The sequence below is a fragment of the Aliiroseovarius sp. S1123 genome (assembly GCF_023015885.1).
In the GTDB taxonomy this organism is placed as follows: domain Bacteria; phylum Pseudomonadota; class Alphaproteobacteria; order Rhodobacterales; family Rhodobacteraceae; genus Aliiroseovarius.
In genome coordinates this window covers 189,530-212,435 of sequence record NZ_JALKBE010000003.1, presented here as the reverse complement: position 1 = coordinate 212,435, position 22,906 = coordinate 189,530, and the positions used below count along the sequence as shown (strand labels likewise).

Annotated in this window: 25 protein-coding genes, 1 tRNA gene and 1 riboswitch; of the genes, 15 read left to right on the top strand and 11 right to left on the bottom strand. The window is 58.4% G+C overall.

The features are described from left to right. Positions 1-2: 2 nt before the first annotated feature. The 5 genes from MWU53_RS07835 to MWU53_RS07815 are packed head-to-tail and all read right to left on the bottom strand — an operon-like array spanning position 3 to position 2,872. Positions 3-902 carry a cytochrome c gene (locus MWU53_RS07835; RefSeq protein WP_247092153.1) on the bottom strand — a complete coding sequence of 300 codons (900 nt, stop codon included), beginning with the start codon at positions 900-902 and terminating at the stop codon, positions 3-5. Between the two features lie 9 nt (positions 903-911). Further along, positions 912-1,526: a cytochrome c gene (locus MWU53_RS07830; protein WP_247092151.1), complete on the bottom strand. Its 615-nt coding sequence runs from the start codon at positions 1,524-1,526 to the stop codon at positions 912-914. Between the two features lie 51 nt (positions 1,527-1,577). Further along, positions 1,578-1,883, bottom strand: coding sequence for a hypothetical protein (locus MWU53_RS07825; RefSeq protein WP_247092150.1), 306 nt, complete (start codon positions 1,881-1,883; stop codon positions 1,578-1,580). 36 nt (positions 1,884-1,919) lie between these two features. Next, a complete protein-coding gene (locus MWU53_RS07820; RefSeq protein WP_247092148.1) occupies positions 1,920-2,354 on the bottom strand; it encodes a cytochrome c in 435 nt (144 codons plus the stop codon). A gap of 23 nt (positions 2,355-2,377) precedes the next feature. Continuing rightward, positions 2,378-2,872: a L,D-transpeptidase gene (locus MWU53_RS07815; protein WP_247092522.1), complete on the bottom strand. Its 495-nt coding sequence runs from the start codon at positions 2,870-2,872 to the stop codon at positions 2,378-2,380. Positions 2,873-3,083: 211 nt separating this feature from the next. On the opposite strand from MWU53_RS07815, the gene MWU53_RS07810 reads away from it, so the two are divergent. The 5 genes from MWU53_RS07810 to MWU53_RS07790 all read left to right on the top strand — a co-directional run bounded on the left by MWU53_RS07810 (position 3,084) and on the right by MWU53_RS07790 (position 9,625). After that, positions 3,084-3,632 carry a hypothetical protein gene (locus MWU53_RS07810; RefSeq protein ID WP_247092146.1) on the top strand — a complete coding sequence of 183 codons (549 nt, stop codon included), beginning with the start codon at positions 3,084-3,086 and terminating at the stop codon, positions 3,630-3,632. A 575-nt stretch (positions 3,633-4,207) separates the two neighbouring features. Next, the gene (locus MWU53_RS07805) at positions 4,208-5,446 is read left to right on the top strand and encodes a type III PLP-dependent enzyme (RefSeq protein WP_247092144.1); all 1,239 of its coding nucleotides are present in this window, start codon (positions 4,208-4,210) and stop codon (positions 5,444-5,446) included. Continuing rightward, positions 5,443-6,378, top strand: a complete 936-nt coding sequence (locus MWU53_RS07800; protein WP_348647032.1) for a sulfotransferase — start codon at positions 5,443-5,445, stop codon at positions 6,376-6,378. The genes MWU53_RS07805 and MWU53_RS07800 overlap by 4 nt, the downstream gene beginning before the upstream one ends. Beyond that, a complete protein-coding gene (locus tag MWU53_RS07795) occupies positions 6,375-7,820 on the top strand; it encodes a class I adenylate-forming enzyme family protein (RefSeq protein WP_247092140.1) in 1,446 nt (481 codons plus the stop codon). The genes MWU53_RS07800 and MWU53_RS07795 overlap by 4 nt, the downstream gene beginning before the upstream one ends. 8 nt (positions 7,821-7,828) lie before the next feature. Further along, positions 7,829-9,625, top strand: a complete 1,797-nt coding sequence (locus MWU53_RS07790; RefSeq protein WP_247092138.1) for a GSCFA domain-containing protein — start codon at positions 7,829-7,831, stop codon at positions 9,623-9,625. A gap of 171 nt (positions 9,626-9,796) precedes the next feature. On the opposite strand, the gene MWU53_RS07785 is transcribed toward MWU53_RS07790, so the two are convergent. Then, positions 9,797-10,039: an acyl carrier protein gene (locus MWU53_RS07785; protein ID WP_247092136.1), complete on the bottom strand. Its 243-nt coding sequence runs from the start codon at positions 10,037-10,039 to the stop codon at positions 9,797-9,799. 539 nt (positions 10,040-10,578) lie between these two features. Then, positions 10,579-10,654: transfer RNA gene (locus MWU53_RS07780), tRNA-Lys, on the bottom strand. Between the two features lie 110 nt (positions 10,655-10,764). Here MWU53_RS07780 and dapF point away from each other — a divergent pair. The 10 genes from dapF (at position 10,765) to MWU53_RS07730 (ending at position 18,669) form a co-directional block, all read left to right on the top strand. Further along, the gene (gene dapF, locus MWU53_RS07775; protein ID WP_247092134.1) at positions 10,765-11,601 is read left to right on the top strand and encodes a diaminopimelate epimerase; all 837 of its coding nucleotides are present in this window, start codon (positions 10,765-10,767) and stop codon (positions 11,599-11,601) included. Between the two features lies 1 nt (position 11,602). Next, entirely contained in the window at positions 11,603-12,865 is a 1,263-nt protein-coding gene (gene mtaB, locus MWU53_RS07770) for a tRNA (N(6)-L-threonylcarbamoyladenosine(37)-C(2))-methylthiotransferase MtaB (RefSeq protein ID WP_247092132.1), read from the top strand. Between the two features lie 33 nt (positions 12,866-12,898). Next, positions 12,899-13,507, top strand: a complete 609-nt coding sequence (locus MWU53_RS07765) for an FMN-binding negative transcriptional regulator (protein ID WP_247092130.1) — start codon at positions 12,899-12,901, stop codon at positions 13,505-13,507. A gap of 49 nt (positions 13,508-13,556) precedes the next feature. Then, on the top strand, positions 13,557-13,847 hold the full coding sequence (locus MWU53_RS07760) for a hypothetical protein (protein ID WP_247092128.1): 291 nt from the start codon (positions 13,557-13,559) through the stop codon (positions 13,845-13,847). A gap of 3 nt (positions 13,848-13,850) precedes the next feature. After that, positions 13,851-14,453, top strand: coding sequence for a glutathione S-transferase (locus MWU53_RS07755; RefSeq protein ID WP_247092126.1), 603 nt, complete (start codon positions 13,851-13,853; stop codon positions 14,451-14,453). Positions 14,454-14,474: 21 nt separating this feature from the next. Beyond that, the gene (locus tag MWU53_RS07750; protein ID WP_247092124.1) at positions 14,475-14,951 is read left to right on the top strand and encodes a hypothetical protein; all 477 of its coding nucleotides are present in this window, start codon (positions 14,475-14,477) and stop codon (positions 14,949-14,951) included. A 309-nt stretch (positions 14,952-15,260) separates the two neighbouring features. Beyond that, complete coding sequence (petA, locus tag MWU53_RS07745; protein ID WP_247092123.1) at positions 15,261-15,827, top strand: ubiquinol-cytochrome c reductase iron-sulfur subunit; 567 nt, start codon at positions 15,261-15,263, stop codon at positions 15,825-15,827. Between the two features lie 11 nt (positions 15,828-15,838). Continuing rightward, positions 15,839-17,152 carry a cytochrome b gene (gene petB / locus MWU53_RS07740; protein WP_247092122.1) on the top strand — a complete coding sequence of 438 codons (1,314 nt, stop codon included), beginning with the start codon at positions 15,839-15,841 and terminating at the stop codon, positions 17,150-17,152. A gap of 14 nt (positions 17,153-17,166) precedes the next feature. Beyond that, complete coding sequence (locus tag MWU53_RS07735; RefSeq protein ID WP_247092121.1) at positions 17,167-17,964, top strand: cytochrome c1; 798 nt, start codon at positions 17,167-17,169, stop codon at positions 17,962-17,964. 150 nt (positions 17,965-18,114) lie between these two features. Further along, entirely contained in the window at positions 18,115-18,669 is a 555-nt protein-coding gene (locus tag MWU53_RS07730; protein WP_247092120.1) for a hypothetical protein, read from the top strand. A gap of 311 nt (positions 18,670-18,980) precedes the next feature. On the opposite strand, the gene MWU53_RS07725 is transcribed toward MWU53_RS07730, so the two are convergent. The 4 genes from MWU53_RS07725 to MWU53_RS07710 all read right to left on the bottom strand — a co-directional run bounded on the left by MWU53_RS07725 (position 18,981) and on the right by MWU53_RS07710 (position 22,561). Beyond that, on the bottom strand, positions 18,981-19,268 hold the full coding sequence (locus MWU53_RS07725; protein ID WP_247092119.1) for a hypothetical protein: 288 nt from the start codon (positions 19,266-19,268) through the stop codon (positions 18,981-18,983). Positions 19,269-19,357: 89 nt separating this feature from the next. After that, the gene (locus MWU53_RS07720; protein ID WP_247092118.1) at positions 19,358-20,050 is read right to left on the bottom strand and encodes an ATP-binding cassette domain-containing protein; all 693 of its coding nucleotides are present in this window, start codon (positions 20,048-20,050) and stop codon (positions 19,358-19,360) included. Then, positions 20,037-21,596, bottom strand: coding sequence for a thiamine/thiamine pyrophosphate ABC transporter permease ThiP (locus tag MWU53_RS07715; protein WP_247092116.1), 1,560 nt, complete (start codon positions 21,594-21,596; stop codon positions 20,037-20,039). Before MWU53_RS07715 ends, MWU53_RS07720 begins: the two co-directional genes overlap by 14 nt. Next, a complete protein-coding gene (locus tag MWU53_RS07710; protein WP_247092114.1) occupies positions 21,572-22,561 on the bottom strand; it encodes a thiamine ABC transporter substrate binding subunit in 990 nt (329 codons plus the stop codon). The genes MWU53_RS07715 and MWU53_RS07710 overlap by 25 nt, the downstream gene beginning before the upstream one ends. A 39-nt stretch (positions 22,562-22,600) precedes the next feature. Then, a riboswitch (TPP riboswitch) is annotated at positions 22,601-22,706 on the bottom strand. Positions 22,707-22,906: the final 200 nt, after the last annotated feature.

Genomic DNA, 22,906 nt, shown 5'->3' with positions numbered 1-22,906 from the left:
ACTTACCCACCTTCGTGTTCATCCATCAGATATGTTGCGATGGCTGTTCGGTCTGCTTCGGTCAAAAAGCTTGTGCCATATAGAACGACCTCACCCATGGTCCCGCCAAAGGCGTCGCCCTCGGGCGTGATGCCGGTGCGCAGCGCGTAAGCGATGCTTGCCACATCCCATCCTCTTTTGGTCAGAGTTTCGTGGTCGATCGCGGGTGCTTTCTCGCCGCCGGGCAGGGTATCACTTCCTTGGAAATGCTCGGTATCCGAGTTGCGGGCCCCTGCGAAATTCCGCCCCGTATGGCAGGCGGCGCAATGGGTGGCACCTTCGACCAGTTCGCGGCCACGGTTCCAAATCTCGTCCTTGCCTTCGACGGGCTCGGTCCGGGGTGGTTCAAGATAGGCCGCACGCCACAGCTTCAAGCCCCAACGCTGGTTGAAAGGAAACTGCATTTCGGGTGCGCGCGACGGCGTGGCGACGGGGGGTACCGTCTGGAACGCAGCCCAGAGGTCGGCGATCTCTTGATCCGTGAAGTTCGCATAGAACGGGTAGGTAAAGGCCGGGTAATAGGCGTACCCTTCGGGCGAGACCCCTTCGCGGACAGCGCGGGCAAACTGAGCCTGCGTCCAGCCGCCGATCCCATGATCGGGGTCGGTGGTCAGGTTCGGGGAATACAGCGCCCCAAATGGGGTCTCAAGGGCCAGCCCCCCGGCAAGGGGAGCGCCTCCGCCAGCGATGTCGGTGTGGCAAGCGATGCACCCAGATGCACGCGCAAGATACGCGCCGCGTTCCACGTTGCCTTGCAGTGTTATCGGCGTAGGGGGTAGGCCAATTGGCCATGCAATCAGTGCCGATAGGCTGGCCGAGGCAGCCACCACCCCAGCCAAACCCAGACGATAGAGTTTGCGCATCGTCTTGGCCTATTTCTCGGCCCGGAAACGGGTGTGGCAAGCAGAACAAACCTGACCCATCATGGTAAAGACGCCATCGGCTGGCATATCGGCGAAGTCCATCATGCCTGCGCCTTGTCCGCCCATCATGCCGCTTCCCATCATGCCCGTGCCTTGACCAGCCATCATGCCACTGCCCATCATGGCGCCCCCTTGGCCAGCCATCATTCCACCGTCAGCAGGCGCGTTGCCGGCCATCATCAACCCGTTATCGGACGCCGCCGCCAGCCCGTCAGCCGTCACGCGCAATTGCTCGGCCAGCGCCGCAAAACTCTCCCAGTCCTGCCAGATTTCAAGCTTCGCCTCGGAGGGGGCATCCGTGCTGCCCTCGGGGAACAGCTTCGTCATGGTCGTTCCGGCATGTTGGCTGATGTCGCCTGCACGATCACGCACCACGTCGGCGTCGTAGTCGACTTTGCCCTGCATCATCGGGGTCAGAACTTTCATGGCCTCTTTCATGACGCCCATACCATCCATGCGTTCCTTGACGATGCCCATGGCACCCCCATGAGCAAGAACGGACTGGCTAGCCACGGCAAGTACGGACGCAGCCATCGCGCCCATAAGTAGTTTGTTGGTTTTCATCGGATTTTCCTGATTGGATTGTATCTCTACGCCACCGGCGCACGGAAGGGATCACATCAGGAAGCGCGGAGGTGGTGGATCGATCCCGGATATGACGGGAAGGCCCAGGAACTTGCTAGGTAGCGCAGAGCACTCGCGGTGGGCGCTTGTGCCTGCAGGCAGAGAGTTGTGCTGGACGATGGCAGGGCCAGAACAAAAAGCACCACCAAAGCAGTTTCCCTGATTGTCATCAGCGAAATCAACGGTATCCGACTGCGCGGTGACCGCTGTTGCTGAGGGCGCATGTTTGCCATGCGCTTCAGCAACGCCACCTGACAAAAGCAGGCTGGCGACAAAAATGCCGACCGCGACGAACATGGGCCCGATCCATCTGCGAATTTCCCCAAGCACCGTTCAGTTGATCCCGTTCTCGCGTTGCAATTCTCGTACGTACGCAATGATGTTCGCAACGTCGGCCCGGGTCAAGCCGTCGACCGGCGGCATGTTGCCGAAGCCCCAATGATGCGCGGTCACCCCCCTTTGCGCAGCCAGCATGAAGGCCATGTCCGCATGATGACTGGGTTCATAGATCTTGTGCACAAGCGGCGGTGCGATGCCCTGCTGCCCCGCTGCATCGGTCCCGTGGCAGTCTGCGCAAACCGCGTCGAAGGCGCGCTTTCCCATCACCGCCTTTGCGCTCAGCTCGGCAGGCAGTTGCACCGTCACCATCGGCGCGCCTGCGGCAATTTCCGCTGCGGGGTCCGCCCCGTCATTCGCCCCGCCACGCGCCAGAAGAAAAATGGCAATGAGGGCCGCAATCCCGATCAGGCTCCACGTTTTGATGGTCATATTCTTTGTTCTTTCCTTGCAGATCAGATCAGCTTGACCTGTGTGCCAACCTTCGCAAATGCGAACAACTCGGCGATCTTCTCGTTATAAAGTCCGATGCACCCGTTCGAGGACCGTCGCCCGATCTTGCGCGTGTCGTTGGTGCCGTGGATCCGATAGTATTGCCAACTGAGATAAAGCGCATGTGTCCCCAAGGGGTTTTGTGGCCCGGGGCCGACATAGTCTGGCCATTCCGGATTGCGTTGTTTCATCGAAGGCGTGGGCCTCCATGACGGCCCGTCCACCTTGCGCACCACGCGTGTGTATCCAAGGCGTGTCAGGTCATCGCTCAGCGGCACGCTGGTTGGATAGATCTTTGCAACCGTCCCGTCCTCGGACCAGTATTGCAGCATGCGCGACGTGGTGTCCGACAGGATCACCCCGTTTTTCAGACTGTCGAAATGGTCTTGCCAGCGGTGCATGCGAAACGAGGAAATGTTACGTTCCGTTTCCACCTGCCCAGTCTGAGCAAGGAGCATTGGCGCAGGAAGGGCGCAACCTGCTGCCAATCCCGACAGGAAACGTCTTCTGGATGTGTTTAAGTTCATGTGCCCCCCATCAAGCTGCATCGTCGCAGGAACGTCTGGTTTCATTTCGATGCAACAGCCAGCTTCCCCCGGGGGAAGGTCAACGCATAATGCGGTCACAATTCGGTGAAATGTCGGTCCAGTTCGTGTTGGCAGGCGGGGGGTGAGTGGTTATCGCCGCAATCAAACTGTGTGGTGGAGGAATTCTTGGCCCCCTGCAGAACCAAATCCCGCAGACATCTCTGAAGCAATTCAGATCAAAGCGACAACGGGGCTGGGTAAGACACAGATGACAATTTCCAGCCTCGCAAGTGATCCCAGTTATCAAAACTCGGAGATTCACTTCTACGTACCGGACAACAAACATGCGGCGGAAGTCGCAAGAATTGCACGGGATCTTGGCTTTCGAGTGCTAGAGCTAGCAGGACGCAATTCCTCCCAAGGAAGTGCAGGTCACTGCGCTCGATATAGAATCGCTGATAAAGCGGCGAAAGCCGGACTGAATGTCTATCGCACATGTTGCCAACAAGGCTCCGGGGATAGTGGTGAATACTGCCCGCTCTTTGAAGAATGCCCATATCTGAAGCAATGGGCTGATGAGCAACCAGCATTCAGAATTTTTGTCCACCAATATGTCTATCTTCCCAAACCGACGCGAGATGGGAAAGGATTTCCTCGCCCGGCCTTAGTTGTTGTCGACGAAAGCTTTTAGCAGAAGAGCATAATAGCTCCCCCTCTCACCTTTCACGTTGACCGGCTATGGGCTTACTCACCATCCGGAGATCAGGGAATTCATGGAGGGCTTGCGGAATGAGTAGGCGCCCTTACCCAGCTTGTCAGCGCCGACATGAAGCGGTTCTGTTTTGGTTGCTCCAGAATCCAGGCGGCAAGCAGTATGAGTGCGCAAAGGCCACTGGGTATTCTCGCTGGCACGTCGGTAGGATCACAGCGTCGCCCGAGTTCAAACGACGATTCCAGGAAGCACTGGACAAGCGATTGGAGCTTTATGCTCTGCGGATGCTTGAGTGAAAGCTCTCAACCGGCGACCTTTAACAAACAATAACAATTTAGCGGATTGGAGCGTTAGGTGTTCTAGCTCTTGTAGTGAGTATCATTCGAGCCCTCGAAAACTGACAATAGGGCATATTGTTATATGCTCTATATCTTTACTGGTACCTCCAGAAGATGGCATACACGCGGCATACGAGCGCCAAAACAGAGCAAGCCGAGCGAAAAAATTTCTTCCAAAAAGGCCACGAATTGAAACACCGCAACGAGAAGACCTTCTTGTCCAAGCTCTCTGCGCTTGACCTACACAAGATCGAGACACCCTTTTACATCTACGATTCCGAAGAACTTTCACAACGGGCCACGCTGGTTAAAACGGTGTTCGAGGGGCTTCTTGCCCCCAGCTATGCGATCAAATCGAACCCGAACTTGCAGGTTCTGCGCAGTGTCATGTCCCAGCTGGATCACATCGACGCGTCGTCGTCGATGGAGGTCGAACGGGCTTTGGCGATCGGTCTGGACCCTTCGCAAATTACGTGGTCCGGTCCAGGAAAACGCGACCGAGAATTGCGCGAATACGCTGGGCTTGGGCTGACCATCGTTGTCGAGTCATCTGACGAAATCGACATGCTGGATGCGATTTGCGCTGAGAAGGGCATCCAGCAGGACGTGCTTCTGCGGATCAATCCCGACCATGTTCCCAAAGGGTTTGGCGCCAGCATGTCGGGCAAGCCAAGCCAGTTTGGCATCGACGAGCCCGAAGTGCCTGCGGTTATTGCAGATATTGATGCACGCGCGTCCCTTCGACTGACCGGCTTTCACGCCTACACGGGGTCTATGTGCCTCGCACCCGAGCCGATTGCTGAAAACATCGAGAACCTTTGCGCGATTTTCTCGCGCGCGGCCGAATGTGCCAGCACCCCGCCCGAGAAACTGATCTTCGGCGCGGGGTTTGGTATTCCGCTGCATGACGGGCAGGTGCCGTTGGACATTGAACAGGTACGAGCGCTGATCGCCCCGCATATCGAATCGCTTGCGCAGGATCCGCGCCTTGGCGCCGCGACACGTTTGCTGGAACTTGGGCGATGGATCAGCGGCCCTTCTGGCGCGCTTGTAACGCGCGTTTTGTCTGCCAAAGTCAGCCGGGGACTGCCCATTGCAGTGTGCGACGCGGGTTTCAACAATCACCTCGCTGCGTGCGGCATGATGGGATCGGTGTTCCAAAAGAACTACCCATTTGAAGTGTTGCAGCATCAGGGCGATCCGGCGCCGGTTGAGCAAATGCTGGCAGGTCCGCTGTGCACCTCGATCGACCAGCTGTCCCGCAAGATCACGCTGCCGCTGCTGGCAAAAGGTGATGTTCTGGCGGTTCTGATGTCTGGCGCCTATGGCCTGACAGCAAGCCCCACCCGTTTTATCAGCCATCCCGAACCGGCTGAGTATATGATCGAGGACGGAAATTTGCGCGACATCAGCGAAAGCGCATTGAACCTTCCTGGCACCATCAGGAGCAGATGATGCAGCCAATTAAAGTCATTGGATTCCCTCGATCAGGGACGTCTCTTTTGCAGCGTCTTTTGACATCGCACCCGAAGATCCACTGCCCACCCGAAACCTATGTCTTTTCCGGCGCTGCCCGGATGATCCGCGAGTCCAGCGGTGAAGGACCTGATCTGGGTATGCTGACGGGTTTGGCCTTTGCAGGCTTTGAGGAGGCAGATGTTCTAGCACGGCTGCGCGCCTTGTGTTTCAGCTTCTTGGACGAAGCCGCTGAAAAAGAAGGCAAGCCCCTCTGGGCTGAAAAATCGGCCTTCGATATCTTTGATTTGGATGGGATCGAGACGCTGCTGTCTGGTCACTGCCGCTTCATTTGCCTTGTGCGAAATCCCTTGGACGTGGTCGCGTCGATGAAAGATCTGACAGACCAGATGGGCCAGAACGTTCCCGAGATGCGTCCGTGGATGGCGCAGTATGACAACTACTATCTGGCTTGGGCGGCTGCTTGGAATGACCTGAACCGTGCGATGCTGGATATGCACATGAGGCTCGGGGCCAGTTCTCTGCTGTGCCGCTATGAGGATCTGACCGCCGACCCGGAGGCCGAGCTGCGCCGGATTACCGACTTTGCAGAACTGCCGCCCTTTGCGGGCAAAGTTGCCCCCGAGAAGGCGCAGATCGGTCTGGGTGACTGGAAGATCTTCAACACGGATGGCGTTGAGAAGACTAGGGTCGCGCGATGGCGCCGGTCGCTGCCGCGTTCGTCGGCCAAAGCCGCTCTGGAGGTGGTAGGGCCGCTTATGGAAGAGCTGGATTATGATCTGCCGCGCATTTCCGCGCCAGTCACGCGACAGCAACGGATCGTTCAATACAAGCGCGCCAAGCAGATGGCGCTATCTGCACATGACCACGCCAAATCCCCGGAAAAGGGTAAGGATAAAGACCTGCCATGACGTATCCTCATCCTCTTGTCGCATTTCTTCGGCTTGTCGAGGATGCGCCTGACGCACCTATGGCGATACAAGGCGAAAAGACCTGGAGCCGGGGTGACATCCTCGAGCTATCAGGGGCGCTTTCGTCCGCGCTGACGATGCGGGGCATCGGGAACCAGCGCGAACAGCGTGTGATGATTGTTCTGCCGAACTCTGCGCACATGATTGCCATGCTGCCCGCGATCTGGTCGATGGGCGCACTTCCGATGTTCCTGTCGGCCAAGGCAACCGCATCGCAGCGCGCGAAAGTCGAGGCCTACTACAAACCCGACCTTGTGGTTGATCAGCCCCTTCTGGACGCGCTTGTCGCTGCACCGGGGGGGCTTGGATCGTTTCGGCCGGAACCCCACAGCGACGCCTCTGTCGTGTTCACGTCGGGCTCAACAGGGTTGCCCAAAGGTGTGGTCCAGAAAGGCGGAACGCTTTCCGCAGGTGTCGACCGAGTGACGCGCACGCTGGGTTATTCCAAGATCGAGCGCATTCTTGTCCCGATCCCATTTGCGCATGACTATGGTTGGGGGCAGATGCTATCTGCCTTGGTAGGCGGCCATGTCCTGATCCTGCCAGAGCGGGACATTTTGCAAGACATCCCGCGCGCCATCAATGCGCACCGCCCGACCGTCTTGGCTGGTGTCCCCTCTTTGTATTCGGGTCTTTTGTTTGGGATTTCGGGTTTCGAAACCGCTGACACAAGCAGCTTGCGGCTGATGACCTCGACTGGCTCTGCAATTTCTTCTCAGGTGATCACTGCACTTCAGGCCCGCGTCCCTCAGGCGCGGGTGCTGCTTAACTATGGCCTGACCGAAACCTATCGCAGCTGTACGCTGCATCCGGACGATGCAGGACGGTATCCTGGAAGCATCGGTCGACCAATCGAAGGCGTCGAACTGCGCATTGTTGACGATTCTGCGACTCCGCTGCCCCCCGGCGAGGAAGGAGAGATCGTCCATCTTGGTGCGGGCACCTTTGATCGCTACCTTGATGATCCCGAGGCCACCGCCCGCGCGCGCCGATTGCTGGATGGCCAGCATGCCGTGTTTACCGGCGATGTGGGTGTGCTGAATGCGGATGGTTTCCTGACGCTGTTGGGTCGCCGCGACCGGCTTGTGAAATCTCAGGACGTGCGCATCAGCCTGACCGATGTTGAAGAGGCACTGAGCGCGCTTGAGGGTGTTGCAGAAGCCGCCGTTCTTGCGCGGCAGCACGATATACATGGCACAGAAATGATCGCCTTTGTCGTCCCCGAAAGCGAGGCTTCAATCCGCGAGATCCGCCGCAACACCAACCGTGGCCTTCCCCCACATATGCGCCCGCGCCGTTTCCATGAACGTGATGCCCTTCCCCGGACCCCAGTTGGGAAAGTGGATTACCCATCATTGATGTCTGAATTGTCGAGTAGTTGAGGTTGGATATGCAGATTCAAAGTATCGGTGAAGTGAACAATGCGATGCGCGGCAACCGGCTGCGTAACTTCCCATCGCATAAACATGGGCACGAGCGACTGGTTCCCTTTCCCCGGCCTGCGACAACACTTTCGCGTCCGCTGTGCAGCGCCCCTTCATTCTTCGTCGCAGGAAACTGTTTTGCACGTGGAATGGAAAAAGCTCTACGCGCGAGCGATATGCAAGTTTTGTCGAGTGTCTTCTCTTCGGATCTGCCAGGGGACGCGGTGAAACAGTTCCAAAACTTCAATGCGTTCAACATTGATGTGCTCTCGAACGAGATCGCCTGGTCAACCGGGCAGGCTGACGCAATGAGCGAGTCTCTGATCCAAGTCGGCGATGAATGGGTGGATATGCAGATCCACTTTACGGTTGCCGGCCCGCGTGAAGAGATGCTCAAGCGCCGGGCGGCGTTCAATGCATTGTATGCGCCGGTTAGCCAAGCGGATGTGGTGATTATGACCGTTGGCGGGCGGCGCTATTGGTATGATGCCGAGAACCAGCTGTACCTTAATGCGATGCCGACCCGGAAAATGACGCAGCTATATCCGGGGCGGTTTGAGCTTCACAGCATGGATCTGGAGGCAGCTGAAAAGCGCATTGAACGTGCAATTTCCTTGGTGGAGAACGCAAATCCCAACGCGCATATTATGCTGGTGAACTCGCCAGTGTATCAGCACAGCTCATTCTGCAGTGTCGACGCGCTTGTCGATCAGACCGTTGGCAAGTCATTGCAGCGTGTCGCCATCGACAATGTCATCGCCCGAAATCCGAACGTGGACTATCTGCCTGCCTATGAAGTTGTGACATTCAGTGACCTCGAGCACGCTTTCATACCCAACAGCCTGCACCATACCCAGCCCGATGTCGCAGCACGGATCGCCGCTGACATGCTTGAGGCGGGTGGGATCACCGACGTTCGATATGAACGTGTTGCAGCAAGTGGTTATGGGCAAGCCCTGCTGCGTTCGCAAGATTTCAAGGCCACCGAACGGTTGCTGGCTCCAATTCTATACGACAAAAACGGAGACGTGCGGCGCGATAACCTGCAGATGTCTTGGATCCACCGAGACTTCATCTTGGCGCTACAGTCTCAGAAGAGACGCCAAGAGGGGCTCTCTCATGGAATTAGTGTCCTGCACGCAATCGATGAGGCAAGAGAGGCAGAAGCCCGCGAAGGGAGCCAGCCCGATGCAAGCGAGGGTATCCTCAGCAAGTGCAAGAATGGAAAACCCATGGCCATGATGATGCGGACGCTCTCGCACCTTGTTCGCGCTCTTGGGGACAAAGAGCAGTGCGCGCTATTCAATCGCTATGTTGCTGAATTTGACCTTAAGATTGATCCGATTGAGGCAGGCAGGCAGGCACGCGGACTTGATTTGCGCGCCGATGTTGCCGCGATTCAAACCGCATATCGCGAACGCCGGGACGAGGACGTTTTGTCGCTTGTCAAAGCATCTGACGACATCCGGCGTGATTTGACTGAACAGGAACGACGCTTAACTGATACGACCAACCTGCAAGCGGCAGCGCGACTTAATCGTGGCGGCGAGGCAATTGATCGCGCGCTTTCGTTGATCGATGCAGAAGGGGCTGAAGGCATGAATGCAAGAGTTCTGGCAAACATATGCCGATCACAGGCTGACATGAAGCAGCTAGAACACCTTCTGACATGCGTTCCCGAAAGCTTCCTTTCTGATGATCAGCGAAATCAGCTGCAAGAGCGCCTCGCGTTCTTTCACAAGCGACATGCTTCTTCTACCTGACATCAAGGGCAAGAAGCCGTGGCAGCACAGCCGAAATCTGCGCGGGTTACGCATGGGGTCGCTCTGAGGGAATGGTCAGGTCGCTTTGGACCCAAGCGACACTGTTGACGCACCAGTTGGCGTGACCCAACCAAGCCTTGTACTTGAACGCGACGGCCTCTCGGCCGGATGTCAGCCCTTCGCCCGCGTGATGAACCCAACCATGTTGTTGATCGTGTCAAAGTTCTCAAGCGTGATCTCGGACTGAGGGATCTCAACCGCGTGGGTTTCTTCGATATACGCAATGACCGAAGTCATCGTGAAACTGTCGATGAACCCTTCCGAAAACAAACATGTGTCAGCCGTAAATTCACTGGCATCCATGCCGGTTTCTTCCGTGATCAGATCATGCAATTCCTGAGCCAAATCTGCCATAGCCACTTCTCTCTTTTAGACTTTTCCCAAAGCGCATCTTGCTTTGTTAGCACGGCCTCAATGAGGCCTTCTTCTGTTAGTGGATGATCAAACTGTTTTCCATCGACAAATGCATCTCTGGCTATTTTTTGTGCCTCTCTGCAACCAATAACGCTTGGACTGCCCATGGGGATTGAGCTACTACCCAATGTTTAGACAGTTTCCGGCGTAGCTTGGGCTACTCTTCACTCCTGTTGCCCGGGATCGGTTTCTTCCTCTCTCAGTCAGCAGAGCACAGCCGGAGGGGGAGGCATGGCTCGGATTGAAAGCCCGTTTCCGAGCAATGGTAAAATCATCCCATGTATTCTGAGCGATCATAGAGGAGAGGGTGAAAGGAAGCCCTTGGGGGGCGGACGAGGTTTGCGTGATCCTCTATGGTCAAATCATACGCCGACGAATCTGGTCGCATAGCCAGACAAGGAGTTCAGTAGATTTGGTACCCATTCTGGCACCCAGAACGTCAAAAGGCCCAGCCATCTCTGGCTAAGCCTTTGAAAAAGTGGTGAGCCGTGAAGGATTCGAACCTTCGACCCACTGATTAAAAGTCAGTTGCTCTACCAACTGAGCTAACGGCCCACTCTGTGAGCGCGGTGACTAAAGGGAGTGGCGGGTGGGGTCAACCCCATTTTCGAATGAATCTGCACGATCTCTGGCAAAAGTTTTGCCAAGGGCTTATATCGCGGCTCATGGCAGATGCGCAGACACATATGAATGGCCTTGAGTTCATGAAATGGCATGGGGCGGGCAATGACTTCGTGATGATTGATTCACGGGGGCGCGATGCTGTTGTGACTCGCGAATTGGCGGCTGGGTTGGGTGATCGCAATCGCGGCGTTGGCTTTGATCAGCTGGCCGAGATTCGCAGCTCGGACGTGGCCGATATTGATCTGGATTTTTGGAATTCGGATGGCAGTCGGGCCGGGGCGTGCGGAAACGCGACCCGTTGCGTGGCGCGCTATATGATGGATCAGACCGGCAAGGATGCCCTGACCATCCGCACCTCGCGCGGGGTGCTTGAAGCACGCGCAGATGGTGATCTGGTCGCGGTGAACATGGGCCAACCTCAGCTAACGTGGCAAGAGGTGCCTCTGGCGCAAGACGTGGATCTGCAGCACCTGCCGCTGGAAGGCGACCCTGTCGCTGTGGGGATGGGCAATCCCCATTGCGTGTTCTTTGTGGACGATGCCGATGCTGTGGATGTCGCCGGTATCGGGCCGGGCTTCGAGACCGATCCGCTGTTCCCCGAAGCCACCAATGTCGAGTTTGCTGAAATCCGGTCGCGCGACGAGATTCGGATGCGCGTCTGGGAACGCGGCACGGGCATTACGCTGGCCTGCGGTTCGGGCGCTTGTGCCACGGCCGTCGCCGCCCATCAGCGCGGCCTGACCGACAAGCGTGTGCGGATGGAGCTGGATGGCGGCTGGCTGACCTTGGATTGGCGCGAGGATGGCGTCTGGATGACCGGCCCCACCGCCTTTGTTTATAGTGGCCAGCTGACGCAAGCCTTTCTGAAGGGTCTGTAAGATGGGCGCGAAACCCCCAATTTTCGCGACGCTTGGCTGTCGCCTGAACGCCTATGAAACCGAGGCGATGAAGCGTCTGGCCGACGAGGCCGGCGTCGAGGGCGCCGTGGTGGTAAACACCTGCGCTGTGACGGCTGAGGCCGTGCGCAAAGCCCGTCAGGAAATCCGCAAGCTTCGCCGGGAAAATCCCGACGCCAAGGTGATCGTCACCGGTTGTGCGGCGCAGACCGAACCCGAGACCTTCGCCAACATGGACGAGGTCGACGCGGTCATCGGCAACCACGAAAAGATGTCACCCGAGACTTGGGCGGGCCTTGCCCCCGACCTGATCGGAGAGACGGAGCGCGTGCAGGTCAATGACATCATGTCCGTGACCGAGACCGCCAGCCACCTGATCGATGGGTTCGGCACCCGGTCGCGCGCCTATGTGCAGGTTCAAAACGGCTGCGACCACCGCTGCACCTTCTGCATCATCCCCTATGGCCGCGGAAATTCGCGCTCGGTGCCTGCGGGCGTCGTGGTCGATCAGATCAAACGCCTTGTGGATCGTGGCTTTAACGAGGTCGTCCTGACCGGCGTGGACCTGACAAGCTGGGGCGCCGATCTGCCCGGAGAGCCGCGCTTGGGCGATCTGGTCATGCGCATCCTGCGTCTGGTGCCGGATCTGCCACGCCTGCGCATCAGCTCGATCGATTCGATTGAGGCGGATGAGAACCTGATGCTGGCCATCGCGTCTGAACCGCGCTTGATGCCGCATCTGCACCTCAGTCTTCAGCACGGGGATGACCTGATTCTGAAGCGGATGAAGCGGCGGCACCTGCGCGACGATGCGATTGCCTTCTGTGAAGAGGCGCGCAAGTTGCGCCCGGGCATCACCTTCGGGGCCGACATCATCGCGGGCTTCCCCACCGAAACAGATGCGCATTTCGAAAACAGCGTGAAGCTGGTCGAGGATTGCGACCTGACATGGCTGCACGTCTTCCCCTATTCGAAACGCGAAGGCACGCCTGCCGCGAAAATCCCCAACACCGTGGATGGCAACGTGATCAAGGCGCGCGCGGCGCGACTGCGGGCGGCGGGTGATGCGCAGGTTCAGCGGCATCTGGAAGCGCAAGTAGGGCAGGAACATCAGATTCTGATGGAGAACCCAACGATGGGCCGCACCGCGCACTTCGCCGAAGTTGTGTTCGATACGCCTCAGGAAGAGGGCGCGCTGATCACCGCCACGCCCATACGGATCGTAGACAAACAGCTGGTTGTCTGATCACCTGTCCTCAGCATTGTCAGAGGACCCGCCATGCACCCGAACCCTGTCTTTCGCCGCAGTCAACGCGACCAGAACATCGCCTTCGCCCAGACCCGCGCCTTTGGCACGCTCTGCGTGGCGGGGGATGCGCCGCTTTTGTCCCATATCCCGTTTCTGCTGTCCGATGACGGGAAGCTGGCTGAGTTCCATCTGGTCCGCTCGAACCCCATCGCGCGGGTGGGTGCGGTGAATGCGGTGATCGCGGTGACCGGGCCAGACGGCTATGTCTCGCCCGATTGGTACGGGGCGGACCAACAGGTGCCCACGTGGAACTATGTCGCCGTGCATCTGCGCGGGCGCTTGGTGCCGCTGGAACACGACGCGCTGCATGACATTCTGGTCCGCCAGACCGCCGCCTATGAAGCGCGGATTGACGGCAAAGCCCCCTGGACCTTCGACAAGATGACGCCCGAGGTGGTGACCAAGATGGAGAGCATGATCGTCCCCATGCGACTTGAGGTCGAAACCATCGACGGCACGTGGAAACTGGGTCAGAACAAGGATGATCCGGTGCGCGAAGCTGCGGCCGCGCAGATGCATACGGGCTTTGGGCAAGAGCTTGCCGAAATCGCCAAACTGATGGACGATCCGCCCGCGTAAGTGGACATAAGCCCCCGGCCCACCTACATTTCTATGTAAGGAGGATCCTATGGCCTTACCGCTTGCCCCAATTGCTGCCGTTGCGCTGCGCTATGGCGCCGTCGCCCTGACCACCTATGCCATCGCCCGTTCGGTTGAACGTGGGCGGCGGGATCAGCGTCATGAAGACGCCTTGGACGAGATGCCCGAAGGGCTGACCGCGCGGCGCGAAAAGTCAGACGAGCACGAGCAAGTCAACGCCACTGCACGGATGCGCCGTGTGATCCGACTTGGGGAAAATGGTCCGGGGGTCGAGATTGACGCCGTCGGCCTGACCCGCATTCGCTTTCGAAAGGTATAAGCCATGCAATTGATCTCGTCCGTGACGTCCCCGTTTGCGCGCAAGGTGCGCGTGCTGTTGCAAGAAACCGGCCAAGAGGGCGACGTGGAAGAGATCATGGCGGCCACCTTGCCGACCGCCCCAGACCCCACGGTGACGGCGGCAAATCCCCTGTCGAAAATCCCGGCTTTGATCCGGCCCGACGCCCCGACGCTTTATGACAGCCGTGTGATCACCCGCTTTCTGGACGCGCGCAGTGGCGGGAAGCTCTATCCCGAGCACCAGATTTGGGACGTCCTGACGCTGGAGGCGACGGCAGACGCGATGATGGATGCCGCCGTTTTGATGACCTACGAACTACGCCTGCGCCCAGAAGGGATGCGGTTCGAGGACTGGATCGAAGGTCAATGGGGCAAGATCGAGGGCGCGCTGGACGCGTTGAATACCCGCTGGATGAGCCACCTGTCCGGCCCGCTGGACATGGGCCAAATCGCGGTCGGTTGCGCGCTGGGCTATCTGGATTTCCGCCACGACGCCCGCGGCTGGCGCAAGGGCCGTGATGCGCTGGACGACTGGTTCGCCGTTTTCTGCGAGCGGGAAAGCATGAAGGCGACGAAGCCGGTTTGATTTGAGTATGAGCGCTACATAATGGCTACAGTTTGTGTTGGTATTGACAATCCCGGCGTATTGAACGTCGAGCACATTTCTTTAGAGGCTCTTTCAGAGCGTCCTGATGTCTGGTTTGAAGACGCTTCAAATTATGACAAGTTGCTTGGGTATATTTGGGTTGAAGGTGAAATCGGTGAGACCATATTGGTTGTTGAGGCTGACCCCTACACCGCATTCGATGAGATTGAGTTTGAGGGTAAAGTTTATTCTTGTTCAGTGGATATGAATACGGTGGGAAATGCTCTTACCTCTGCGCAGTTGTCATTTGGGAAAACAAGTCCGAAGGCGCGCGAGATATGCTTGCGCTACTATCTCGAGTTCGATGCGTTCCCTAGTCCAGACCGGGCATCGCGAGGAGGAAAATTTCTCTGGGGAGGTGGGGGGCACCCTAGTAAGCGAAGGCTCCCCGAGGAATTCATTTCGGTCTGGCGGCGCGCTATGAGCGAAAGCTTGTAGATCTAGCCCCGCGCCGAAAATATCCCCAAACGACTCACGCGCCAAATTGTCGCGCGCCATTTGATTTAAGTCATGGGCGCGCGACTAAGTTTGCGCGAAATAATCTCTGACATTTTAGATGTTCGCGCCAACAGTGCAGCTGCAGCATGTTTTCTGGGTATCATATCCTTGAAAACCACCCCCTGCGCCCTAATGACTTCTGGACTGAGCGCGTTTCGTTAGCTAAACAGCCGCGAAACGGACCGCTTGCAAAGGCGGTCTTAAGTCGTGTCGGTTGCCATATTGCAACCTAGCTAGGGAGATGCGCTCGTGTCACACGCCGACGACCACGAAGGAACCCGCCGGGATTTCCTTTACTATGCGACCGGTGGCGCCGCAGCCGTAACGGCTGGTGCTGCTGTTTGGCCGCTCGTCAATCAAATGAACCCCTCTGCCGATGTTCGGGCGCTCAGCTCGATCCGCGTTGATATTGCTGACGTTGCTGTCGGCAGCCAGATCACCGTGAAATGGCTGGGCAAGCCGGTGTTCATTCGCCGCCGTACCGCAGAAGAAATCGAACAGGCCCGTGCGGACAACGCCGCCGACAACCTGATCGATGCGTTTGCGCGTAACGACAACCGCGATGCGGCCCTGTCGGCTGACGACCAAAACCGTGCGATGGATGAAGCTGGCGAATGGCTGGTGATGATGGGTGTGTGTACCCACCTTGGCTGTGTGCCTCTTGGCGACGGCGCTGGCGAGTTCGGCGGCTGGTACTGCCCCTGCCACGGTTCGCACTACGACACCTCGGGCCGTATCCGTAAAGGTCCGGCACCTGAAAACCTGCCCGTTCCCGTCGCCGTGTTCGTCGACGAAACGACGATCAAACTGGGATAAGGGAGGCTTACATGTCTGGAATTCCTCACGATCACTACGAGCCCAAGTCGGGCTTTGAAAAGTGGCTGGACGAGCGTCTGCCCATCGTTGGCCTTGCCTATGGCACGCTGATGATCCCCACCCCGAAAAACCTGAACTGGTGGTGGATTTGGGGCATCGTACTGGCGTTCTGCCTGGTGATGCAGATTGTCACCGGTATCATTCTGGTGATGCACTATACCCCGCATGTTGATCTGGCGTTTGCCTCGGTCGAACACATCATGCGCAACGTGAACGGCGGTCACATGATCCGCTATATTCACATGAATGGCGCATCGCTGTTCTTCCTGGCCGTATACATCCACATCTTCCGTGGCCTGTTCTACGGTTCGTACAAGGCCCCCCGCGAGATCACATGGATCGTCGGCATGATCATCTATCTTCTGATGATGGCCACCGGCTTCATGGGTTACGTTTTGCCTTGGGGTCAGATGTCGTTCTGGGGTGCGACGGTTATCACCGGCCTGTTCGGTGCGATCCCGTTCATCGGCGAGCCGCTGCAGACCTTCCTGCTGGGCGGACCTGCTGTGGACAACGCCACGCTGAACCGCTTCTTCTCGCTGCACTACCTGCTGCCCTTCGTGATTGCTGCGCTTGTCGCCGTTCACATCTGGGCCTTCCACACCACGGGCAACAACAACCCGACCGGTGTTGAGGTTCGCCGTGGGTCGAAAGAAGAAGCCAAGAAAGACACCCTGCCGTTCTGGCCCTACTTCGTGATCAAAGATCTGTTCGCGCTGGGCCTGATCCTGGTTGGCTTCTTCGCAATCGTCGGCTTCATGCCCAACTATCTGGGTCACCCCGACAACTACATCGAGGCAAACGCTCTGGCGACGCCCGCACACATCGTTCCGGAATGGTACTTCCTGCCGTTCTACGCGATCCTGCGTGCCTTCACCGCAGACGTTTGGGTTGTGCAGCTGGTCAGCTTCGTGACCGGTGGCATCATTGACGCGAAGTTCTTCGGCGTGCTGGCCATGTTCGGCGCCATCATCGTGATGGCTCTGGCACCGTGGCTGGACACTTCGTCGGTACGTTCGGGTCAGTATCGCCCGGCCTTCAAATGGTGGTACCGCCTGCTCTTGATCGACTTCGTCGTTCTGATGTGGGTTGGCGCTCGTGACACGAACTTCCCGCATGACTGGATTTCGCTGATCGGGTCGACCTACTGGTTCGCCTACTTCCTGGTTATCCTGCCGCTCTTGGGTCTGTTCGAGAAACCGAGCACCCCCCCGGCAACGATCGAGGAAGACTTCAACGCCCACTATCCCGGCGCAGCCGAGTGAGAGGATTGAGAACAATGATCAAACAACTCACAGCATCCGCGATCGTCGCTCTGGGTCTCGCCACTGGCGCGGCTCAGGCCGCAGGCGCCGGCGGCGAAGTCCATGACACGGCCTTCTCGTTCGAGGGTCCGTTCGGCAAGTACGACAAAGAACAGCTGCGTCGTGGCCTGAAAGTGTACACCGAGGTCTGCTCGGCCTGTCACGGTCTGCGCTACGTTCCGCTGCGTACCCTGTCGGACAAAGGCGGCCCCGAGTACACCGAGGACGAAGTGCGCGCTTATGCAGCCGAAAACTTCACCATCTACGATCCGGAACTGGATGACGACCGCGCCCGCGTGCCGGCTGACTTCTTCCCGACCGTATCGGGTGAAGGCATGGGTCCCGACCTGTCGCTGATGGCCAAAGCCCGCGCTGGTTTCCACGGTCCTGCTGGTACCGGCATCAACCAGCTGGTTAAAGGCATGGGTGGCGCGGAATACATCGCGTCTTTCCTGACTGCCTTTAACGGCAAGGAACAGGAAGTTGCTGGCCAGTACCTGAACGGCAACGACGTGTTCCCGGGCGGCTGGACGTCGATGCCTCCGCAGCTGGAAGATGGCTCGGTCGAGTATGACGACGGCCACAACAACTCGGCCCACCACTTGGCCGAAGACGTTGCAGCCTTCCTGATGTGGACCGCCGAGCCCAAGATGATGGCCCGCAAACAAGCTGGCTTTATCTCGGTCCTGATGCTGGTCCTGCTGACCTCGCTTCTGTACCTGACGAACAAGAAGCTCTGGGCCCCGCACAAGGGCAAAAAATTCAACGCATAAGCGTTCGGGTTTGACGGAATAGAGAAGGGCGCCGCAAGGCGCCCTTTTTTCTGGTCAGTTTAAGACCGAGAAATATCCGCTCTGCGGGACAATCCGGAACTCATCTGCCTGAATTTGCGTCAACCCAGTATCTGGGCGTAGAATGAGAGCATGACGCCTCAAGCCAATTCATCCCGCAAAAATAACCCAGTATCTTCAGCAAAGCTCTGCCGCATCAAAGTTCTGCTCGCTTTTCTGATAGCATTTGCAGCAACCCCCGCCACAGCAGCCGACGCTATTAAAACATTCAAAAAATGGTCGGTTTTCGTTGAAGTCAAACCCAAACCAAAGACCTGCTGGGTTGCAACAAGGATATTGCATGATCCAGAGACCGATCAAAACTACTTCCTAGCAGTGACGAGGTTTCGTGGAATAAGGGACCCTCAAGTATCGATTTACTCGGACAAGCGAATGCGGAAGTCTTCCGCGATTTACATAGAAGTTGCTGGCCGAAATTATCGTATGCGCTCTGACGGGGTGAGTGCTTGGCCACCACCAAATGCCGACAAGAGGATAATCTCGGAACTATTGAAAGTTTCGCAAGCAAAGCAACCGAGTGAACGAATTGTTTTTGCAGGTCAGAAAGGCCAAATTCGTGTCAAGATTCGAGTCGATGGATTTGCTCAAGCAATGAGCCTCGTAACGAATGAGTGTGCCCGCCCATAGTCTTCGTAGACGTTATCGAATCCAGCATTTCTGAACGCCGAAAAGGGCTCTTAGCGGCCGTTCCATCATCCACCTAAATACTCCCGCATCACCTCCGGCGGGTGCGCAACATCTCCTCCGTCGCAACGAGCGCATGCGCCACGCCATCCGCCACCAGCAACATCTGTTCACAGAGCCCGCAGGCGCGTGCCGCGTCGTGAACGCGTCCCTGTCTTGGCATGGGGTGTGATGACACAAAAAAAGGGCACCCGTGGGCGCCCTTCTTGTATCGAGGCAAAGAGAGGAATATCCCTTGCCCTCATGCGCTTAACTCAATTTGTCCAATTGGCAATCACATCAAACCCTTTCGCTGACGGGGCAGCTTCAAGGACATCTGAAAACTGGGCCCATGCGGCGGCGACTGCTTCGGCATTGGCGTTGGATGTTTCTTCGCTATCGACAAGCGCGATGACACAGCCTGATCCGTCCTCGTTCATCACATTGATGAACTGCAACATACCCGGCATCGCCATGATCTGAGATTTCATCGCGTTCAGCTTTTCGGTTGCGGCGTCTCGGGAACCAGATTTCATTTTGTATTCAGTAACACGTGCAAACATAACTCCCTCCTTAAATTGATTACGGCCCGAAGGCCCTGAAGGGGCAGAGGATACCACAAACGGGGGATTCTCTCAAAAAGGGGTGGATTTCACCCCCCCAAATACTCCCGCATCACCTCTGGCGGGTTGGCAAACATCTCCTCCGTCGCAACCGGCGCATGGGCCACTCCATCCGCCACCAGCACTACCTGATCGCAGAGCACGCGGGCGTCTTCGGGGTCGTGGCTGACCATCAGAAGGGTTGCGCCGGTCTCGTTCAGCAGGTCTCGGACCAGCGCCAGCATTTCCGCTTTCAGCGCAGGGCCAAGCGCGCCGAAGGGTTCGTCCAACAGCAGCACCGGGCGGTCGCGCAGAAGGACGCGGGCAAGGGCGACGCGGGCGATTTGGCCACCGGAAAGCTGCGCGGGTTTGCGATCGCCCATCCCCTCCAGCCCCACGCGGGTCAGGGCTTGGGCGACGCTTGTGTGATCCTCGTCCGAAAGGCGCAGGTTCGGGCGCAGGCCAAGGCCCACGTTCTGCGCGACGGTCAGGTGTGGGAACAGGTTGTTGTCCTGAAAAACCATGCTGATCGGGCGCGCGGCGGGGTCTTTGGGCATGGGCTGTGCGTCCCAGAGGATTGCCCCCGCATCCAGAGGTTGGAACCCCGCAATGGCCGCCAGCAGCGTGGATTTCCCCGCGCCAGACGGGCCAAGCACCGCGACGCGTGCGCCGGGCGTAATTGTGAAGTCCCCTAACAGACTGAAATCGCCCATCTTGATGCGCAGTTGGTCAACGGTCAGCATTCACGCGACCTCCTTTATCGAAGATCCAGAATAGCAGTAGCGAGAGGGACAAGAGCAACAGCGCTGCGGCGGCGGCGTCCTCCATCCGATAGGCGGCCATCAGGCGGAATAGTTGCAAGGGCAGGGTGGCATTGTCGCCGTCGGCAAACAGCGCAATGACGCCGAGGTCGCCCATAGACAGCGCGGCGGCCAGCCCCAAGGCGAAGCCCATCGGGCGGCGCAGGCGAGGCAGCCACAGGTGACGTAGACGGGTCAGGCCGGTCATGCCCAGCCCGTCTGCGAGCGGGCCATAGTCACGCTCGACCGCCGCCAAGGCGGGCACCAGAGCGCGCAGGGTGAACGGCAGGCTGAGGGCCGCGTTGACGATAGCGGTGATGGGCAGGGCGAGGTCGGAGGGCTTCACGAAGGGGAAGGTGATGATGAACAGCCCCGTGCCGATGACAAGCGGCGAGGCGGCGATGGTTAAGTAGCCCAATGCCTCGACCACGCGCGAGTTGTGGCGCACGGCGAGGGCGGCGATGGGCAGGGACAGGGCCAGCGTTAAGGCCGCCGAGACGAGTGCGACGATGACAGAGCGTAGGGCTGCGCCAAAGACCACCTGAGGCAGGTGCAGAAGCCGCGGCAGGCCGTCCAGAATGACCATTCCCAGCGGGAGGAGCAAGAACAGCGTGGCCAGAGTTATCGCGGCGATGTCCTGCACCAACAGGGCCGGGCGGTCATCCCAGCGGGTGACGGCGCGATCCAGCCCCGCGCCCATGTCCGACGGCATCGCGACGCGCAGGGCGATCAGAGCCAGCGCCGCGCCCAAAGCGAACTGGACCAGCGCCAGCAGCGACGCGCGGGCAAGGTCGAAGTCGAAACGGAAGGCCTCGTAGATTGCCAGCTCCACGGTGGTCGCCTTCGGCCCGCCGCCAAGGGCCAGCGCGACTGCGAATGAGGTTAAGCAGATCAGGAAGATGACCAAGAACGCGCCCGGCACGACCTCGCGCAGCATAGGGCGTTCCAGGGTGCGGGCGATGTCGGAGGGGCCCATGCCGAGGGAGGCAGCGAGGCGGAAGCGCTCGGACGGGATGGCCAGCCAGCCTTGTAGGATCAGGCGGGTCGCCAGCGGCAGGTTGAAGAACACATGGGCGAGGATGACGCCGTGATAGCCATAGACGGATATCGGCTCGATCCCGAACAGACCCAGTGCTTGCGAGATCAGCCCGGTGCGGCCAAAGACGGCGATCAGGCCCAGAATGGCGACGATGACTGGCAGGATGAAAGGTGCACCCAGAAGGGTGATCAGCACAGAACGACCGGGGAAGCTGCGCCGCGCCAGCGCGCGGGCGACAGGGATCGCCAGAAGGATGCTAAGGGTGGCTGACGCGGCTGCCTGCCAAAGCGTGAACCGAATGGCGGCCCAATCGGCTGGGCCAAGCCTGCCCGCACCCTCGGCCCGCATCGCAACAGCGATCAGCGTGCCAAGGGTCAGGCAGACCACCACCCCAAGCGCCAAAACGCCAAGGATGGTGGTGGTGCTTATTTGGACGCGGCGGCGAGCCATTCGTCCAGAGCCGGCTTGCGGATTGCCTCGGCTTCCTCTTCCGAGAACACGAGTGCTTTTGCGGGCACGGGCAAGTTCTGGAAGCCTTCCGGCAGCTTCTCAGTCGCCAGTTTCGACGGGAACGACCAGTTGGTGGTGGAGATGCCTGACTGGAACTCTTCGCTCAGCACATAGGCCATGAAGGCGTCGGCCAGCTCGGGTTGGTCCGTGTTCGCGATTTTGCCCACAAGGTCGACGAACAGGTAGTGACCTTCGTCGAAGATGGCTGCCGATTTGGTCAGGTCTTCCTCGGCGATGATGTGATAGGCGGGCGAGGTGACGTAGGACAGTACCATGTCGGCTTCGCCATCGGTGAACATGCCGTAAGCCTCGGACCAGCCTTTGGTGACGGTCAGGATCTTCGGGTTCAGCTTGGTCCAAGCCTCATCCGCCTTGTCGCCGTAAACCGATTTTACCCACAGAAGCAGCGCCAGACCCGAGATCGAGCTGCGCGGATCCTGAATGACGATCTTGGTGTCGTCGGGCATCGCCAGAAGCGCGTCAAAGCTGGTGGGCGCGTGCGCGATCTTGGTGTTGTCATAGATGAAGGCGGTGTAGCTGTAGTCGAACGGCACGAACGTGTCGTCGGTCCAGTCGACGGGCAGGGTCAGGCCGCTGACATCTAGACCGTGCGGGGCAAACAGGCCAGAAGCGCGGGCGCGGGCGGTCACGTCGGTGTTCAGGCCGATCACAACGTCCGCTTCGGTACGCTCGCCTTCCAGCATCAGGCGGGGCATCACGTCGCCGGTGACGAATTCCAGATCGCAGGCGCACTGGGCTTCAAAGCCCGCCTCGATCGAGGGGCCGGGGCCCCACTCGGATGCGAAATAGTCAGGAGCATAAACTTGCAGCACGGGTTTATCCGCAGCAAAGGCTGCGGTCGTGGTCAAAGCAAGTCCTGCGACAAATGAAAGGGCTGTCTTCATTGGGTCCTCCATATGCGCCGAACGGATGGGGGCATTTGGGGATGTCCAAATCACCTTCCCTCCGCCGGTGTTAGCCGGTTCAGGTTCTACGGGTCCGCGCATTGCGCATCTCAGCTGTGGGATCACAGCACCCCGAGGTGCCCCGTACGTGCACAATGCGCAGAAGATTAGCAAGCAGATTTGCAGGTTGGGCTCGAGTCGAGTGGACCACTTCATTGCAACCCAATGAAAAGAAACCCTATTTTACCTAAGGCCTGTTTTCGCGCACTCATAGCACCAGACGAGGTAGACAAGGATACGAGCGAAAACGCATAGCGGCCATGCCCTTGACCCAGGCGCAACAAT

Bases quoted from the DNA above. Each gene is read 5' to 3' on its own strand.
- MWU53_RS07725 (WP_247092119.1), bottom strand. From the start codon at position 19,268: ATGTTTGCACGTGTTACTGAATACAAAATGAAATCTGGTTCCCGAGAC.
- MWU53_RS07735 (WP_247092121.1), top strand. From the start codon at position 17,167: ATGATCAAACAACTCACAGCATCCGCGATCGTCGCTCTGGGTCTCGCC.
- MWU53_RS07835 (WP_247092153.1), bottom strand. From the start codon at position 902: ATGCGCAAACTCTATCGTCTGGGTTTGGCTGGGGTGGTGGCTGCCTCG.
- MWU53_RS07715 (WP_247092116.1), bottom strand. From the start codon at position 21,596: ATGGCTCGCCGCCGCGTCCAAATAAGCACCACCACCATCCTTGGCGTT.
- dapF (WP_247092134.1), top strand. From the start codon at position 10,765: ATGGCAGATGCGCAGACACATATGAATGGCCTTGAGTTCATGAAATGG.
- MWU53_RS07800 (WP_348647032.1), top strand. From the start codon at position 5,443: ATGATGCAGCCAATTAAAGTCATTGGATTCCCTCGATCAGGGACGTCT.
- MWU53_RS07795 (WP_247092140.1), top strand. From the start codon at position 6,375: ATGACGTATCCTCATCCTCTTGTCGCATTTCTTCGGCTTGTCGAGGAT.
- MWU53_RS07755 (WP_247092126.1), top strand. From the start codon at position 13,851: ATGCAATTGATCTCGTCCGTGACGTCCCCGTTTGCGCGCAAGGTGCGC.
- MWU53_RS07830 (WP_247092151.1), bottom strand. From the start codon at position 1,526: ATGAAAACCAACAAACTACTTATGGGCGCGATGGCTGCGTCCGTACTT.
- MWU53_RS07820 (WP_247092148.1), bottom strand. From the start codon at position 2,354: ATGACCATCAAAACGTGGAGCCTGATCGGGATTGCGGCCCTCATTGCC.
- MWU53_RS07765 (WP_247092130.1), top strand. From the start codon at position 12,899: ATGCACCCGAACCCTGTCTTTCGCCGCAGTCAACGCGACCAGAACATC.
- petB (WP_247092122.1), top strand. From the start codon at position 15,839: ATGTCTGGAATTCCTCACGATCACTACGAGCCCAAGTCGGGCTTTGAA.
- MWU53_RS07785 (WP_247092136.1), bottom strand. From the start codon at position 10,039: ATGGCAGATTTGGCTCAGGAATTGCATGATCTGATCACGGAAGAAACC.
- MWU53_RS07750 (WP_247092124.1), top strand. From the start codon at position 14,475: ATGGCTACAGTTTGTGTTGGTATTGACAATCCCGGCGTATTGAACGTC.
- MWU53_RS07815 (WP_247092522.1), bottom strand. From the start codon at position 2,872: ATGCTCCTTGCTCAGACTGGGCAGGTGGAAACGGAACGTAACATTTCC.
- mtaB (WP_247092132.1), top strand. From the start codon at position 11,603: ATGGGCGCGAAACCCCCAATTTTCGCGACGCTTGGCTGTCGCCTGAAC.
- MWU53_RS07710 (WP_247092114.1), bottom strand. From the start codon at position 22,561: ATGAAGACAGCCCTTTCATTTGTCGCAGGACTTGCTTTGACCACGACC.
- MWU53_RS07720 (WP_247092118.1), bottom strand. From the start codon at position 20,050: ATGCTGACCGTTGACCAACTGCGCATCAAGATGGGCGATTTCAGTCTG.
- MWU53_RS07760 (WP_247092128.1), top strand. From the start codon at position 13,557: ATGGCCTTACCGCTTGCCCCAATTGCTGCCGTTGCGCTGCGCTATGGC.
- MWU53_RS07825 (WP_247092150.1), bottom strand. From the start codon at position 1,883: ATGTTCGTCGCGGTCGGCATTTTTGTCGCCAGCCTGCTTTTGTCAGGT.
- MWU53_RS07790 (WP_247092138.1), top strand. From the start codon at position 7,829: ATGCAGATTCAAAGTATCGGTGAAGTGAACAATGCGATGCGCGGCAAC.
- MWU53_RS07730 (WP_247092120.1), top strand. From the start codon at position 18,115: ATGACGCCTCAAGCCAATTCATCCCGCAAAAATAACCCAGTATCTTCA.